Origin of the sequence: Enterobacter cloacae complex sp. SHL022 (assembly GCF_049237785.1) — a bacterium.
In the GTDB taxonomy this organism is placed as follows: Bacteria; Pseudomonadota; Gammaproteobacteria; order Enterobacterales; family Enterobacteriaceae; genus Enterobacter; species Enterobacter hormaechei_C.
In genome coordinates this window covers 428,863-441,757 of the sequence record NZ_JBMKJH010000003.1, presented here as the reverse complement: position 1 = coordinate 441,757, position 12,895 = coordinate 428,863, and the positions used below count along the sequence as shown (strand labels likewise).

Annotated in this window: 12 protein-coding genes; 5 read left to right on the top strand and 7 right to left on the bottom strand. The window is 57.0% G+C overall.

The features are described from left to right. Positions 1–16: 16 nt before the first annotated feature. Complete coding sequence (locus ACOTZD_RS08930) at positions 17–655, bottom strand: OapA family protein (RefSeq protein ID WP_045330822.1); 639 nt, start codon at positions 653–655, stop codon at positions 17–19. Positions 656–886: 231 nt separating this feature from the next. Here ACOTZD_RS08930 and fklB point away from each other — a divergent pair, with 231 nt between their 5' ends. Beyond that, the gene (fklB, locus tag ACOTZD_RS08925; RefSeq protein WP_008502892.1) at positions 887–1,507 is read left to right on the top strand and encodes an FKBP-type peptidyl-prolyl cis-trans isomerase; all 621 of its coding nucleotides are present in this window, start codon (positions 887–889) and stop codon (positions 1,505–1,507) included. Between the two features lie 314 nt (positions 1,508–1,821). Continuing rightward, positions 1,822–3,231: a D-serine/D-alanine/glycine transporter gene (gene cycA, locus ACOTZD_RS08920; protein WP_045336773.1), complete on the top strand. Its 1,410-nt coding sequence runs from the start codon at positions 1,822–1,824 to the stop codon at positions 3,229–3,231. Between the two features lie 86 nt (positions 3,232–3,317). On the opposite strand, the gene ytfE is transcribed toward cycA, so the two are convergent. Then, complete coding sequence (gene ytfE, locus ACOTZD_RS08915) at positions 3,318–3,980, bottom strand: iron-sulfur cluster repair protein YtfE (protein WP_003856046.1); 663 nt, start codon at positions 3,978–3,980, stop codon at positions 3,318–3,320. Positions 3,981–4,225: 245 nt separating this feature from the next. Here ytfE and ACOTZD_RS08910 point away from each other — a divergent pair, with 245 nt between their 5' ends. Beyond that, positions 4,226–5,875, top strand: a complete 1,650-nt coding sequence (locus tag ACOTZD_RS08910; protein WP_003856047.1) for a methyl-accepting chemotaxis protein — start codon at positions 4,226–4,228, stop codon at positions 5,873–5,875. An 80-nt stretch (positions 5,876–5,955) separates the two neighbouring features. Here the strand turns inward: ACOTZD_RS08910 and ACOTZD_RS08905 are convergent, their stop codons facing one another. The 3 genes from ACOTZD_RS08905 to ACOTZD_RS08895 form a co-directional block, all read right to left on the bottom strand. Then, the gene (locus ACOTZD_RS08905; RefSeq protein WP_022650265.1) at positions 5,956–6,921 is read right to left on the bottom strand and encodes a DMT family transporter; all 966 of its coding nucleotides are present in this window, start codon (positions 6,919–6,921) and stop codon (positions 5,956–5,958) included. Between the two features lie 75 nt (positions 6,922–6,996). Then, entirely contained in the window at positions 6,997–7,821 is an 825-nt protein-coding gene (locus ACOTZD_RS08900) for an AraC family transcriptional regulator (RefSeq protein ID WP_063864480.1), read from the bottom strand. 81 nt (positions 7,822–7,902) lie between these two features. Then, positions 7,903–8,751, bottom strand: a complete 849-nt coding sequence (locus ACOTZD_RS08895; protein ID WP_022650267.1) for an SDR family oxidoreductase — start codon at positions 8,749–8,751, stop codon at positions 7,903–7,905. 84 nt (positions 8,752–8,835) lie between these two features. On the opposite strand from ACOTZD_RS08895, the gene ACOTZD_RS08890 reads away from it, so the two are divergent. Next, a complete protein-coding gene (locus ACOTZD_RS08890; RefSeq protein ID WP_022650268.1) occupies positions 8,836–9,222 on the top strand; it encodes a winged helix-turn-helix transcriptional regulator in 387 nt (128 codons plus the stop codon). A gap of 93 nt (positions 9,223–9,315) precedes the next feature. On the opposite strand, the gene ACOTZD_RS08885 is transcribed toward ACOTZD_RS08890, so the two are convergent. Further along, a complete protein-coding gene (locus tag ACOTZD_RS08885; protein WP_023324053.1) occupies positions 9,316–11,259 on the bottom strand; it encodes a bifunctional 2',3'-cyclic-nucleotide 2'-phosphodiesterase/3'-nucleotidase in 1,944 nt (647 codons plus the stop codon). Between the two features lie 190 nt (positions 11,260–11,449). On the opposite strand from ACOTZD_RS08885, the gene cysQ reads away from it, so the two are divergent. Next, positions 11,450–12,190, top strand: coding sequence for a 3'(2'),5'-bisphosphate nucleotidase CysQ (cysQ, locus tag ACOTZD_RS08880; RefSeq protein ID WP_003856050.1), 741 nt, complete (start codon positions 11,450–11,452; stop codon positions 12,188–12,190). On the opposite strand, the gene ACOTZD_RS08875 is transcribed toward cysQ, so the two are convergent. Beyond that, positions 12,184–12,741, bottom strand: coding sequence for a YtfJ family protein (locus tag ACOTZD_RS08875; protein ID WP_022650270.1), 558 nt, complete (start codon positions 12,739–12,741; stop codon positions 12,184–12,186). The two genes, cysQ and ACOTZD_RS08875, sit on opposite strands and share 7 nt — an antisense overlap. Positions 12,742–12,895: the final 154 nt, after the last annotated feature.

Genomic DNA, 12,895 nt, shown 5'->3' with positions numbered 1-12,895 from the left:
TACCCGGCCTGGGCCATTAACGTGCTCTGATGAAACTGCCGTCCGGCTGGCGGGTAAACAGTACCTGCTGCCCGTTTCCGGTATCGATCGTTAACCCGGTCACCACGCCGCTGGCGTTCTGACGGATCTGCACCATCTGACCATTTTGCAGGTTGCTGAGCGGCTTGCCTGCCCCCTCGACTTGCGCCATGGCATACACATCCGTTGCTGGCAAATTGTGGTCGCGGAACAGCTGGGCAAGAGTTTTCCCAGGCTCTACGCGATACGAACGCCACTGCTGCTCAATGCCGGTGGGCTGTTGCGCCTGTGGCTCTGAAGGGGCGGCGGCCTGCTCCTGATCTTCCTGAACAGGTTCAGGTTCAACCGGCGCAACCTGGCCCGGATCGTTAGACGGTGTGACCAGCTGCGTCTGCATCGGCTGTGAACCAGGCTGCGGCTGGCTTTGCGACTGGATATCCAGCTCAGCATTCCGGCTGACCGGCGCGGTATCAACGTTGTCACTGCCGGAAGGAAGCAGGAAGCCGATGACGATCAGCAACGCGCCGATGATAATGCCTCTGCGATGCAAAGGCGGCAGCGGGTCCATGATGCGAAAGTTATCCGGCGCATGCCAGATTTTCGCCAGGGTAGGTTTCAGTTCAAATCGCCCGGGCATGGCTCTCCTCCTGCTCCGCGTCTTTTTATCCTGTCCTGAGAAGTGTAGTTTGCTAACTGCCTGATGGGCGTAACAAAGCCAGCTTTCGTGACATATATTAGGGAAAATCCTGACGGCTACTATTGTTTCCGTTTCGTCGCAGTTTGTCACCTTTACTTAAGACAAAGTTTTACCCATAAGGGCATGGCTGATATGCTGCCCGCTACTTTAAATGTGATGGAAGGAAAACCCATGACCACCCCGACTTTTGACACTATCGAAGCGCAGGCAAGCTACGGCATCGGCTTGCAGGTAGGACAGCAGCTGAGCGAATCCGGCCTGGAAGGTCTGTTACCGGAAGCGCTGGTGGCGGGTATCGCTGACGCGCTGGAAGGCAAGCAGCCCGCTGTGCCGGTTGACGTTGTGCACCGTGCGCTGCGTGAAATCCACGAACGTGCTGACGCCGTGCGTCGCGCGCGTTTCGAAGAGATGGCGGCAGAAGGCGTGAAATATCTGGAAGAGAACCGTGAGCGTGAAGGCGTGAACAGCACCGAGTCCGGCTTGCAGTTCCGCGTAATCAATCAGGGTGATGGCGCAATCCCGGCGCGTACCGACCACGTTCGCGTACACTACACCGGTAAGCTGATCGACGGTACCGTGTTCGACAGCTCCGTCGCGCGTGGCGAACCGGCTGAGTTCCCGGTCAACGGCGTTATCGCAGGCTGGATCGAAGCCCTGACCCTGATGCCAGTAGGTTCCAAATGGGAACTGACTATCCCGCACAACCTGGCTTACGGCGAGCGTGGCGCTGGCGCGTCCATTCCGCCATTCAGCACCCTGGTGTTTGAAGTCGAGCTGCTGGAAATCCTGTAATCGGTTTTTCTTATTTTCCTCTCTCCGATCGGGGAGAGGAAAATAGCGATAAAACCCGGAGTTACGACGGAATCAACATTTTGTATTGCAAACGAAACTGTTACGTGTATTTTTGTGAGCTGTTTCGCGCTGTATGAGTGATATGACACTCACTTTCAACATATTATTAACATAATATTCAAATCATAGTATTCATCCCGCCGATTCTTACCTACTATCGATTAGTCCTTACACAGGGGCCGTCATTTATTTGGCGTAAATAAAGGCCAGAAGAGCCTTAACAACACAGACAGGCATAAACAGGAAAATATCACATGGTAGATCAGGTCAAAGTCGCCGCCGCAGAAGAGGCGACGTCTGAACAGTCGCTACGGCGAAATCTCACGAACCGTCACATTCAGCTTATTGCCATTGGCGGAGCCATCGGCACAGGGCTGTTTATGGGCTCGGGCAAAACCATCAGTCTTGCCGGCCCGTCGATCATCTTCGTTTATATGATCATCGGTTTTATGCTCTTTTTCGTGATGCGTGCAATGGGTGAATTGCTGCTCTCGAATCTTGAATACAAATCCTTCAGCGACTTCGCGTCAGACCTGCTCGGCCCGTGGGCGGGCTATTTTACCGGCTGGACCTACTGGTTCTGCTGGGTGGTCACCGGCATGGCTGACGTTGTGGCCATCACGGCGTACGCGCAATTCTGGTTCCCAGGGCTATCGGACTGGGTGGCTTCGCTGGCGGTGATTGTCCTGCTGCTGAGCCTGAACCTCGCCACCGTTAAAATGTTCGGTGAGATGGAGTTCTGGTTCGCGATGATCAAAATCGTCGCCATCATCGCGCTGATTGTCGTCGGGCTGGTGATGGTGCTGACGCACTTCCAGTCGCCAACCGGCGTACAGGCGTCGTTTGCCCATCTGTGGAATGACGGCGGCTGGTTCCCGAAAGGGATCAGCGGCTTCTTTGCCGGCTTCCAGATTGCGGTGTTCGCGTTTGTCGGGATTGAGCTGGTCGGTACCACGGCGGCGGAAACCAAAGATCCGGAGAAATCCCTGCCGCGCGCGATCAACTCCATTCCGCTGCGTATCATCATGTTCTACGTGTTCGCGCTGATCGTCATTATGTCCGTGACGCCATGGAGTTCGGTGGTGCCAACCAAGAGCCCGTTCGTCGAGCTGTTCGTGCTGGTGGGGCTGCCTGCTGCCGCGAGCCTGATTAACTTCGTGGTGCTGACCTCTGCGGCCTCTTCCGCGAACAGCGGCGTCTTCTCCACCAGCCGTATGCTGTTCGGTCTGGCGCAGGAGGGCGTTGCTCCGAGCGCGTTTGCCAAACTGTCTAAACGCGCGGTACCGGCGAAAGGGCTGACCTTCTCCTGCATCTGTCTGCTGGGCGGTGTGGTGATGCTCTACGTCAACCCGAGCGTAATCGGCGCGTTCACCATGATCACTACGGTGTCGGCGATCCTGTTCATGTTCGTCTGGACCATTATCCTCTGCTCATACCTGGTGTACCGCAAACAGCGTCCACACCTGCATGAGAAGTCGATCTACAAGATGCCGCTGGGCAAGCTGATGTGCTGGGTGTGCATGGCGTTCTTCGTCTTCGTGCTGGTGCTGCTGACGCTGGAAGAAGATACCCGCCAGGCGCTGATCGTCACGCCGCTGTGGTTTATTGCGCTGGGGCTGGGCTGGCTGTTTATCGGTAAGAAACGTATGGCGGGCATGCGTTAAGCATGTTGCCGGGTGGCGCTGACGCTTACCCGGCCTACGTTCGCGGACGTTGTAGGCCCGGTAAGCGCTAGCGCCGCCGGGCTTTTTTATTCCCCCGCTAATGCACGCGGGAACAGAACGTTATTCTCAAGACTGATGTGTTCCATCAGATCGTCGATCATCTCGTTAATGCCGTTGTACATGGCTTTCCAGGTGGTGCACGCCTCTGGCGGCGGTGTGACGTTGTCGGTGGTGTGTTTAATCACTTCCAGCAGTTCGCCGGCGTCATCATGTTCGCTTTCCATCACGCTGATGGGCCCCATGGCCTGGCTGCCCATGCCCTGTTTGATCATCGGGAAGAGGATCTGCTCCTCTTTCATCATGTGGCTGGAAAGTTCTTCGTGCAGCATGGTCAGGTATTTCGCCAGGCCGCGCGGTACGGAAGGTTTATCGGCATGAACGCGTTCAACTTTGGTCGCCTGTAAAATCAGCTCCGGCAGCTGCTCGCGGTGACGATCGTGGTAACGCACAATGATATGGTCGATGATTTCAGCCAGCGGCGCAGTGCGCCAGTCTTTGTCGACGGGCTGTTCAGCCAGCTGAGCCAGCTCCGCTTCGATAGCCTCTACATCCAGCTCTTTACGCGACGCTGCGCGCGCCAGCGTTTGCTTACCGCCGCAGCAGTAATCCATATCATATTTACGGAACAGCGCAGAAGCGCGAGGGATGGAGAGCGCCAGCTCGCCTAAGGGTTGGTCGCGGAAGGCCATAGCAGTTACCTCATCATCAGAAATATAAGATGCATTTTAAATGCATCTTTAAGTGGATACTATAACCCTTTAGAGGCAAGGGTGAAAACGAGAAAGGGATCACAAAAAAAGCATGCTTTTAACTTGCTGATTGAATGCAGAAAAGGGCTTTCGAAAGTTTTTAAAGGTGGAGAAACAGTAAACAACCCGCCGCGCGTGCCGATAGATACAGGTCAGACAATACCTGTATATAAAAAAGGCAACGCATGTTTAAACGTATAAAAGTCATTACTCTTTTGATTTCGGTGCTGCTTGTGCTCGGCATCATGCAGCTGATCTCCGCTGGCATTTTCATTAATGCACTCAATAACGATAAAGAGAACTTCACCGTTTCTCAGCTTTCCAGCCAGAACGTCGCTGAGTTTACCGACGCCTGGATCAGCCTGAACCAGGCGCGCGTCACCCTCAACCGCGGCATGCTGCGCCTGCAAAGCAGCATGGCGTCGCAGATTAACGGCGGGCAGCTGAACGAGCTGGTCAATACCGCGAAAAACCTGCTGGCCGATGCCCAGACCCATTACGATAAATACTATGCGCTGCCGGAAACGCCGGGTATGGACGAGCACCTGGCCGATCGCCTGGAAGAGCAGTACCGCGTCTACTCCGCCACGCTGACGCAAATGAACGTTCTGCTGGGGCAGGGCAATCTGGAAGATATGTTCAAACAAAATGCCGAACAGAAGCAGACCGCGATGCAAAAGGTTTATCGCGAGTGGCGTGAGGCGCAGGCCGCGCTGACCGCCAAAGGTATCCAGGACAATGAAAGCGACTACAAACGCATTCTGTGGATCCTTTCTGCGGTGATGCTGCTGGTGATCGCGGTGATTATTTCCAGCTGGATTGCGATGCGCCGCGTGCTGCTGCTGCCGCTGGAAGAGGTGATCAACCATATCCGCGCCATTGCCGCAGGGGATTTAACCCAGCCGATTCAGGCTGAGGGTAAAAATGAAATGGCGATCCTGGCGCGCAACGTTCAGGAGATGCAGACTGCGCTGGCCAACACGGTGGGCGTGGTGCGTGAAGGCGCAGATACCATCTACACCGGCGCGGGTGAAATCTCGGCGGGCAGCAACGATCTCTCCTCCCGTACCGAGCAGCAGGCCGCTTCTCTGGAAGAGACGGCAGCCAGCATGGAACAGTTAACCGCTACCGTGAAGCAAAACGCCGATAACGCGCGTCAGGCGTCACGCCTGGCGCTGGACGCCTCCTCCACCGCGAAGAAGGGTGGTAACGTGGTGGAAGGCGTGGTGCGGACGATGGACGAAATCGCCACCAGTTCCAGCAAAATCGCGCAAATTACTAACGTGATCGACGGCATTGCTTTCCAGACCAATATTCTGGCGCTGAACGCGGCGGTAGAAGCGGCGCGCGCGGGCGAGCAGGGACGTGGCTTCGCGGTTGTCGCGGGCGAGGTGCGTACCCTTGCCCAGCGCAGTGCGCAGGCGGCGAAAGAGATCAAAGCGCTGATCGATGATTCCGGCGAGCGTGTTAACGCGGGCTCTCAGCTGGTGAATGAGGCGGGCGCGACGATGGCGGAGATCGTCAATGCGGTTACGCGCGTGACGGACATCATGGGTGAGATTGCGTCGGCCTCCGACGAACAGAGCCGCGGTATCGACCAGGTGGGTCAGGCGGTGGCGGAGATGGATCGCGTCACCCAGCAGAATGCCTCGCTGGTGGAAGAGTCTGCGGCGGCGGCGGCGGCGCTGGAAGATCAGGCTGCACGCCTGAACGACGCGGTGGCAGTGTTTAAGATCACCCGCAATCAGGCGGTGAAAGCCGCGCCGGTAAAGACCTATGCACCTAAAGCGCAGCCCGTCGCGGCGGCGTCTGAAGCGAACTGGGAAACGTTCTGATACTGTGCCGGGTGGCGCTGACGCTTACCCGGCCTACGGTTTTGTAGGCCCTGCAAGCGAAGCGCCGCCGGGCGAAAAGCTCACCCCTCCGACGCCGGAACGACCATCGGTTTTTCCGGCTTCGCTCTCACCGCAATCACCACCCCAACGACCAGTAGCGCGATCCCGCAGGCCGTTAGCAACGGCGGCACGCTCTGGCGCATCAGGAAGGTATAGAGCAGCCCGGCCAGTGTCTCAAAGACAATCAGCGGCCCTAATATCACCGTCGGCAGCTTCTGGCTGGCAATGTTCCAGCACAGCGCGCCCACCCACGAACAGAGCACGGCAATGGCGACCATTAACCCGACGAATACCCACGGGCGCGGTCCGAAGGGCAGGGTAAATGCCGGTTGCTGGCTACCCAGCCAGACACACGCGCCCACATAGCCCAGCAACGAGACAGGGAGGGTGACCAGCGCCTGCGCCGTGGCCCACATCATCGGATGCTTATCCGGGTTTTCCCGCAGCCAGCGTGCGTTGCGCAGGGCATACCAGGCCCAACAGACAACCGAAATAAACGCCAGAAAGATCCCTGAACCGTAACGCCACACGCTGAAATTTTCCAGACCATGGCGAAGCTCGGCAATATTCACGCACACCAGCCCCACGGCAATGCAGACCAGCGCCGGCGCCATTTTTGACCACGCCAGTTTTCCGTCACGCTGGCTGTAAAGCAGGTTCGCGAAAACCGGGATGACCACCGGCAGCGTGCCGATAATCATGGTCGACACCGGCGCACCGGTGCGCTGAATGGCGCTCGCCAGACAGACGTAGTAGATCAGATTACCCATCATGGTCAGCGCCAGCGCGGTGAGCCAGTCCTGGCGGCCCAGCTGACGCAGACGCGTGCGCCCCAGCCACGCCAGCGGCACGGCAATCAGCCCCAGCGCCAGGTAACGTCCGGTCGACTGCAATATTGCCGGGTACTCCGGCACAATCAGCGGGCCGACAAAAATCAGCCCCCACATCAAACCCGCAAGCAGGGCATACAACACGCCGCTAATCATTTTTCCATCCATCTTGATTCACTTTGCGCTCAGTGTAGGAGGGCAAAACGGGCGCGTATTGTATGAGGTTGCGCATTAGCGCGGCATAACCTGTTTCTGGTAGCGCACGGGTGTGATGCCGTAGCGACGGGTGAAGGCGCGGGTCAGGTGCGACTGATCGGTCAGCCCGGTCGCGGCGGCCACCTCGGCGGCAGGCATGCCATGGGTGAGGAATGCTTTGGCGCGCCACAGCCGGATGGCCATCAGCATCTGGTGGGGCGTAACGTGGAAATGGGCTTTGAACTGGCGCTGAAAATGGTACGGGCTGAGCGAGACAACGTTAGCCAGCTCGTCCAGGGTCAGCGAGCGCATATAGTTGTCGTGCAGGTAGTCGCGAACGCGTTCGAAGCGGTGCGTGGCCTCCTGCACCACCGGCGCATGGTGGGCCAGCGGCTGAAAAGTCTGAATCAAATCCAGTAGCAGCCCCTTCTGCGTCAGCGGATCGTCCGTGTGCCACAGGCCATAAATCAACTGGCCTATCTGTTGCGAGCGCAGCGGATCGTGACGCGTGACGTCGCTAAACCACCAGTGACGCAGGCCAGTGACCTCTTCCAGCAGGTCGGGTTCGATGTAGACCATCCGGTAGCGCCAGCCGCCTTCAGTGGCGGATTCCCCGGTGTGGATCTCGTCCGGGTTCATGGTCACGACGGATTTTTCCGCGGCAAGATGCTGGGTACCGCGATAGCGGAAGCGTTCGGCACCGGTTTCGATGGTGCCGATACCGAAGGCTTCATGAGTGTGCGGCTCGAAGGCGTAGTCAGAGATATGGGCGTGATAAAGCTCCAGGCCCGGCAGCTGCGCCAGATGGCGAAAGCGCGCGCTGTCTCTCTCATCAGTGAACTGTTCCGGTACGCCTTGCACAGTGAGCCTCCTTGTGGGTCATCGCTTCATTATCAGAGATGACCCGAGGGGACGCCACAAAAAATAACCAATTTTTAACAACTACAGGATGGCTTTGACGCTTTCCGCCAGCGGTGTGGTTGGGCGGCCAATGAGCTTGCTCAGGGTATGGCTGTCGTCGAACAGGCCGCCTTTGGACGCGCCGGTGTCGGAGTCCGCCAGCATTTCCGCCAGCCCGGCAGGCAGACCAACGCCCTTCAGCGCAGCGGCGAAATCGGCTTCGCTGAGGTTCTGATACGTTACCGGCTTACCGCTCTGCTTGCTCAGTTCCGCAGCCAGTTCGCTCAGCGTCCAGGCATTATCACCCGCCAGTTCATACACCTTGCCGGCATGACCCTCTTCAGAAATCACTTTCGCTGCCGCCGCCGCGTAATCCGCACGGGTCGCAGAGGCAATTTTGCCTTCGCCTGCGGCCCCCATAAATACGCCGTGTTCCAGCGCTGGCGGCGCGCTTGCCAGGTAGTTTTCGGTGTACCAGCCGTTGCGCAGCAGGGCGTAAGGCACGCCGGAGGCCGCCAGGGCATTTTCGGTTTCGACGTGCTCAACGTGCAGACCCAGCGGAGATTTGTCAGCATGCAGCAGGCTGGTATAGGCGATGAATTTCACCCCGGCGGCTTTGGCGGCGTTTATCACGTTCTGGTGCTGTACGGCGCGCTGGCCCACTTCGCTGGAGGAGATGAGCAGCAGTTTATCCACGCCGTTCAGCGCGGTGGTAAATGCGGCTTCATCGGTGTAATCCGCCTGACGCACAACGACCCCTTGCTGACGCAACGCTTCGGCTTTCGCCAGGTTACGCACAATAGCCACGATCTGGCTGGCCGGAACGGTTTTCAGCAGTTCTTCAATAACATGTTGGCCAAGCTGGCCGGTTGCGCCGGTAATCGCGATCATGATGAATCTCCTTCGTGTTTGTCTGGTGTTGTGGCACACTATCACCATAACTAACTTTTAGTAAGTACGTACAAAAAGGTAAGTATGAAAACAACAATACCGACGCTCAGCGAGCAAATGCGCGATGGCAACCTCTTTGCGGAACAGTGCCCGTCACGGGAGGTGCTCAAACACGTAACCAGCCGCTGGGGCGTGCTGATCCTGGTGGCGTTACGTCAGGGGACGCATCGTTTCAGCGATCTGCGCCGCAAGATGGGCGGCGTCAGCGAGAAGATGCTGGCTCAGTCTTTACAGGCGCTGGAGCATGATGGGTTTGTCGATCGCGTGTCGTATCCGGTCGTACCGCCGCATGTGGAGTATAGCCTGACGCCGCTGGGGCGGGAGGTAAGCGAGAAGGTGGCCGCGCTGGCCGACTGGATTGAGGTCAATACGCCGCAGGTGATGGCGAATAGGGACGAGCGTGCGGCATGAAATGCCGGGTGGCGCTTGCGCTTACCCGGCCTACGGGATCGAGGATTGCGGGTAGGCCGGGTAAGGCGAAGCCGCCACCCGGCACAATCATCGCTACCTGCTCAAATCCACCTGATAAATCGCGAACCCAATATCATCCGTCGCGACCTTTTGCATCGGATACTGCGCCTTATCCTTGATAAACGCGGCTGCTTTATCGGACGGAGATGTCTCAAAGCGAATATCCAGCTTAGTGTCGCTGTGGATCGGTGCCAGACGCCAGTTGTTATCCACCGCCGGATGAATTTCACCCGCCTTTTTCGACTCCGCGCTGATCCACGCCGCCAGCACCGAACGGTTCTCATCCGGTGAGGCAAAGGCGATATGGCTGTCACCCGTACCGGCAAACTTGCCGCCATAGGCGCGGTAGTTGTTGGTCACCACCAGGAAAGTGGCATTAGGATCAATCGCTTTGCCGTTGAAGGTCAGGTTTTTGATGCGTTCTGCCTGCGGATTAATGGCCTGACATTCGCCGTCATATTTCGCGGGCTGGGTAACGTCAATCTGATAATCCACGCCGTCGATCACGTCGAAGTTGTAGGTGCGGAAACCGTCCCAGTTAATCAGCGACTGCGGTTTGCTGCTGTGCGGATCGATCTGGTTGAACTGTCCGGCAGAGCACTCCAGCCACTCCTTCACCTCTTTCCCGGTGGCTTTCACCACCACGAGTGTGTTGGGATAGAGGTAGAGATCGGCGGCATTACGGAAGGTCAGCTGGCCTTTTTCCACCTCAACGTAACTGGCCGGATCGTTCTTACGTCCGCCCACTTTGAATGGCGCCGCGGCAGACAGTACCGGCAGATTTGCCAGATCCGGATCGCCCTGAATATAGTGCTCCGCATAGGCTTTCTGCGCCATGTTGACTACCTGCACGGTCGGATCATCCTGTACCAGCGCGAGGAAGCTGTACATGTTATCAGCCGATTTACCGATCGGCTTGCTGACAAATTCACGCGTCGCGTCGTGGTCATGCTTCAGGACGTCGACCAGCTTTTTATCTTCCCCTGCCAGAGATTTTTTGGCCGCTGCGTCGTAGATCGGACGCGCTTCCGCTTTCGACTGCGTGACTTTCCAGCTTCCGCTGTCGTTATTCAGCACCAGATCCACCACGCCAAGGTGGTCACCCCACATGCCCGGCATCACCGATGGCACACCGTTGAGCGTCCCTTTTTCGATGTCCGCGCCTTTGATATCAGCGAAATCTTTGCCCGGGAAAACGGCATGGGCGTGACCAAACAGGATCGCATCCACGCCCGGCACCTGGCTGAGATAGTACACGGAGTTCTCAGCCATCACCTGATACGGGTCGGCCGAGAGGCCGGAGTGGGCCACGACGACCACCACATCCGCCCCTTTCGCCCGCATCTCCGGCACGTATTTGCGCGCGGTTTCGGTAATGTCGTTGACGGTTACTTTCCCGTCGAGGTTGGCTTTATCCCACGTCATGATCTGCGGCGGTACAAAACCGATATAGCCGATTTTCAGCGTCTGTTTTTTACCGTCCTGGTCGACAACCTCGGTCTCTTTAATCAGATAAGGGGTGAAGCGCGGCTTCTTCGTCTTAACGTCGATGATATTGGCGTTAACGTACGGGAATTTTGCCCCTGCCAGCGCGTCGTGCAGGTATTTCAGGCCGTAGTTAAATTCGTGGTTGCCCAGGTTGCCAACCGCATAATCCAGGGTGTTCATCGCTTTATAGACAGGGTGGATCTCGCCTTTTTTCAGCCCCTTCGCCGCCATGTAGTCGCCGAGCGGGCTGCCCTGAATTAAGTCCCCGTTATCAACCAGCACGCTGTTTTTCACTTCACCGCGGGCGGCGTTGATCAAACTTGCCGTGCGTACCAGTCCGAATTTTTCCGTAGGGGTATCTTTGTAGTAATCGAAGTCCATCATATTGCTGTGCAGATCGGTGGTTTCCAGAATACGGAGATCCACCGTCGCTGCCTGAACGCTTGCCGCAATCAGCGTTGCCAGGAGCGTTGCGCTAAACTTAATCATCTGAGGAGTCCTTTTTTCGATCCAAGCCACAAAAGAATATGTATGTAGTATTTGTTGCTTACAGAAGTGTGAATGCTGCCAGAAAAAAGGGCGCTGAAACCAGAATTGCTTCACAGATAGCGGAATTGTTCACATTACGATATAACTAAAACAATAAGTTATGCCCACTGCGTTAACGAAGAGGTGGAGAATGTTAGATAAAATTTGTCAGCTCGCACGGGATGCGGGTGATGCCATTATGCAGGTGTACGACGGTGCGAAACCGATGGATGTTGTCAGCAAAGCGGATGACTCCCCGGTGACGGCGGCGGATATCGCGGCGCATGCAGTGATCCTGAAAGGTTTGCAGGCCCTGACGCCGGATATTCCGGTCCTTTCTGAAGAAGCGCCCCAGAGCTGGGATGAACGTCAGCACTGGCAGCGTTACTGGCTTGTCGACCCGCTGGACGGCACGAAAGAGTTTATCAAGCGTAACGGTGAATTCACCGTCAACATCGCTCTGATTGAAAACGGGAAAGCGGTACTGGGCGTGGTTTATGCCCCGGTGATGAAGGTGATGTACAGCGCGGCGGAAGGTAAAGCCTGGAAGGAAGAGTGCGGCGTGCGTAAGCAGATCCAGGTGCGTGATGCCCGTCCTCCGCTGGTGGTGATCAGCCGCTCGCACAGTGACAGCGAGCTGGAGGAGTATCTGCAACAGCTGGGTGAACACCAGACGACGTCGATTGGCTCGTCGCTGAAGTTCTGTCTGGTGGCGGAAGGGCAGGCGCAGCTGTACCCACGTTTCGGGCCGACGAACGTCTGGGATACGGCGGCAGGGCATGCGGTGGCGGCGGCCGCTGGCGCGCATGTGCATGACTGGCAGGGTAAGCCACTGGACTACACCCCGCGCGAGTCATTCCTGAATCCGGGCTTCCGGGTGTCACTTTACTGAGTCAGCAGCTTATGCAGCAGGGCAACCACCTGCTGCACCTCATCCTGCGTCAGCGCGCCGTCTTTAACCCACTCTACGCGACCGTTTTTGTCCAGCACGACAATCGCTGAACTCTCCTCTTCCAGCTGCCACGCCTTACGCGTCACGCCGTTGCTGTCGACAATAAACTGCGACCAGGGATAGAGCTTCTTATTGCTCTCAAGGCTTGAGCGCACAAACATGCCGGAGCCGGGAATGGCGTCGTCGGTGTTCACGATGGTAGTGGTCTGGTAGCGATCGTGCGGGAGTTTTGCGGCCTTGATCGCCTCCACGAGGGTAGCGTTTTTCTCTTTAGCGGATGTACGTCCGGCAATATGTTGTACAACTCTCACTTTGCCCGCAAGCTGCGCGCTATTCCAGGCTTTATAGCTAAACTTATCATTGTCGAGAATCAATTCTCCCCGGTCAGCAATCCCGACCGGCGGGACACGTTGTCCTTTTTCAATGTTGTGTGCGGAAGCCATCAGCGGCAGCAACAGGCAAGCTGCTGCCAGGAGGTTACGTAGGGTCATGGTGTTTCCTTATTGTTAGCAGGTGATCCGACCACTTGGTCATGCGCTTTTAATCATAAGTGCGATCAATAGGCTTTTCCCGCAATCCCGATGCCAGTTTGCGGGCGAACGCACATATCCACGCAAAAACGACGGCATATACTGCGCTGTATCA

Excerpts from the sequence above, each read along its gene's own strand:
- ACOTZD_RS08895 (WP_022650267.1), bottom strand. The coding sequence starts at position 8,751 with ATGATCGCGATTACCGGCGCAACCGGCCAGCTTGGCCAACATGTTATT.
- ACOTZD_RS08910 (WP_003856047.1), top strand. The coding sequence starts at position 4,226 with ATGTTTAAACGTATAAAAGTCATTACTCTTTTGATTTCGGTGCTGCTT.
- ACOTZD_RS08890 (WP_022650268.1), top strand. The coding sequence starts at position 8,836 with ATGAAAACAACAATACCGACGCTCAGCGAGCAAATGCGCGATGGCAAC.
- ACOTZD_RS08905 (WP_022650265.1), bottom strand. The coding sequence starts at position 6,921 with ATGATTAGCGGCGTGTTGTATGCCCTGCTTGCGGGTTTGATGTGGGGG.
- fklB (WP_008502892.1), top strand. The coding sequence starts at position 887 with ATGACCACCCCGACTTTTGACACTATCGAAGCGCAGGCAAGCTACGGC.
- ytfE (WP_003856046.1), bottom strand. The coding sequence starts at position 3,980 with ATGGCCTTCCGCGACCAACCCTTAGGCGAGCTGGCGCTCTCCATCCCT.
- ACOTZD_RS08875 (WP_022650270.1), bottom strand. The coding sequence starts at position 12,741 with ATGACCCTACGTAACCTCCTGGCAGCAGCTTGCCTGTTGCTGCCGCTG.
- ACOTZD_RS08930 (WP_045330822.1), bottom strand. The coding sequence starts at position 655 with ATGCCCGGGCGATTTGAACTGAAACCTACCCTGGCGAAAATCTGGCAT.
- ACOTZD_RS08885 (WP_023324053.1), bottom strand. The coding sequence starts at position 11,259 with ATGATTAAGTTTAGCGCAACGCTCCTGGCAACGCTGATTGCGGCAAGC.
- cycA (WP_045336773.1), top strand. The coding sequence starts at position 1,822 with ATGGTAGATCAGGTCAAAGTCGCCGCCGCAGAAGAGGCGACGTCTGAA.
- cysQ (WP_003856050.1), top strand. The coding sequence starts at position 11,450 with ATGTTAGATAAAATTTGTCAGCTCGCACGGGATGCGGGTGATGCCATT.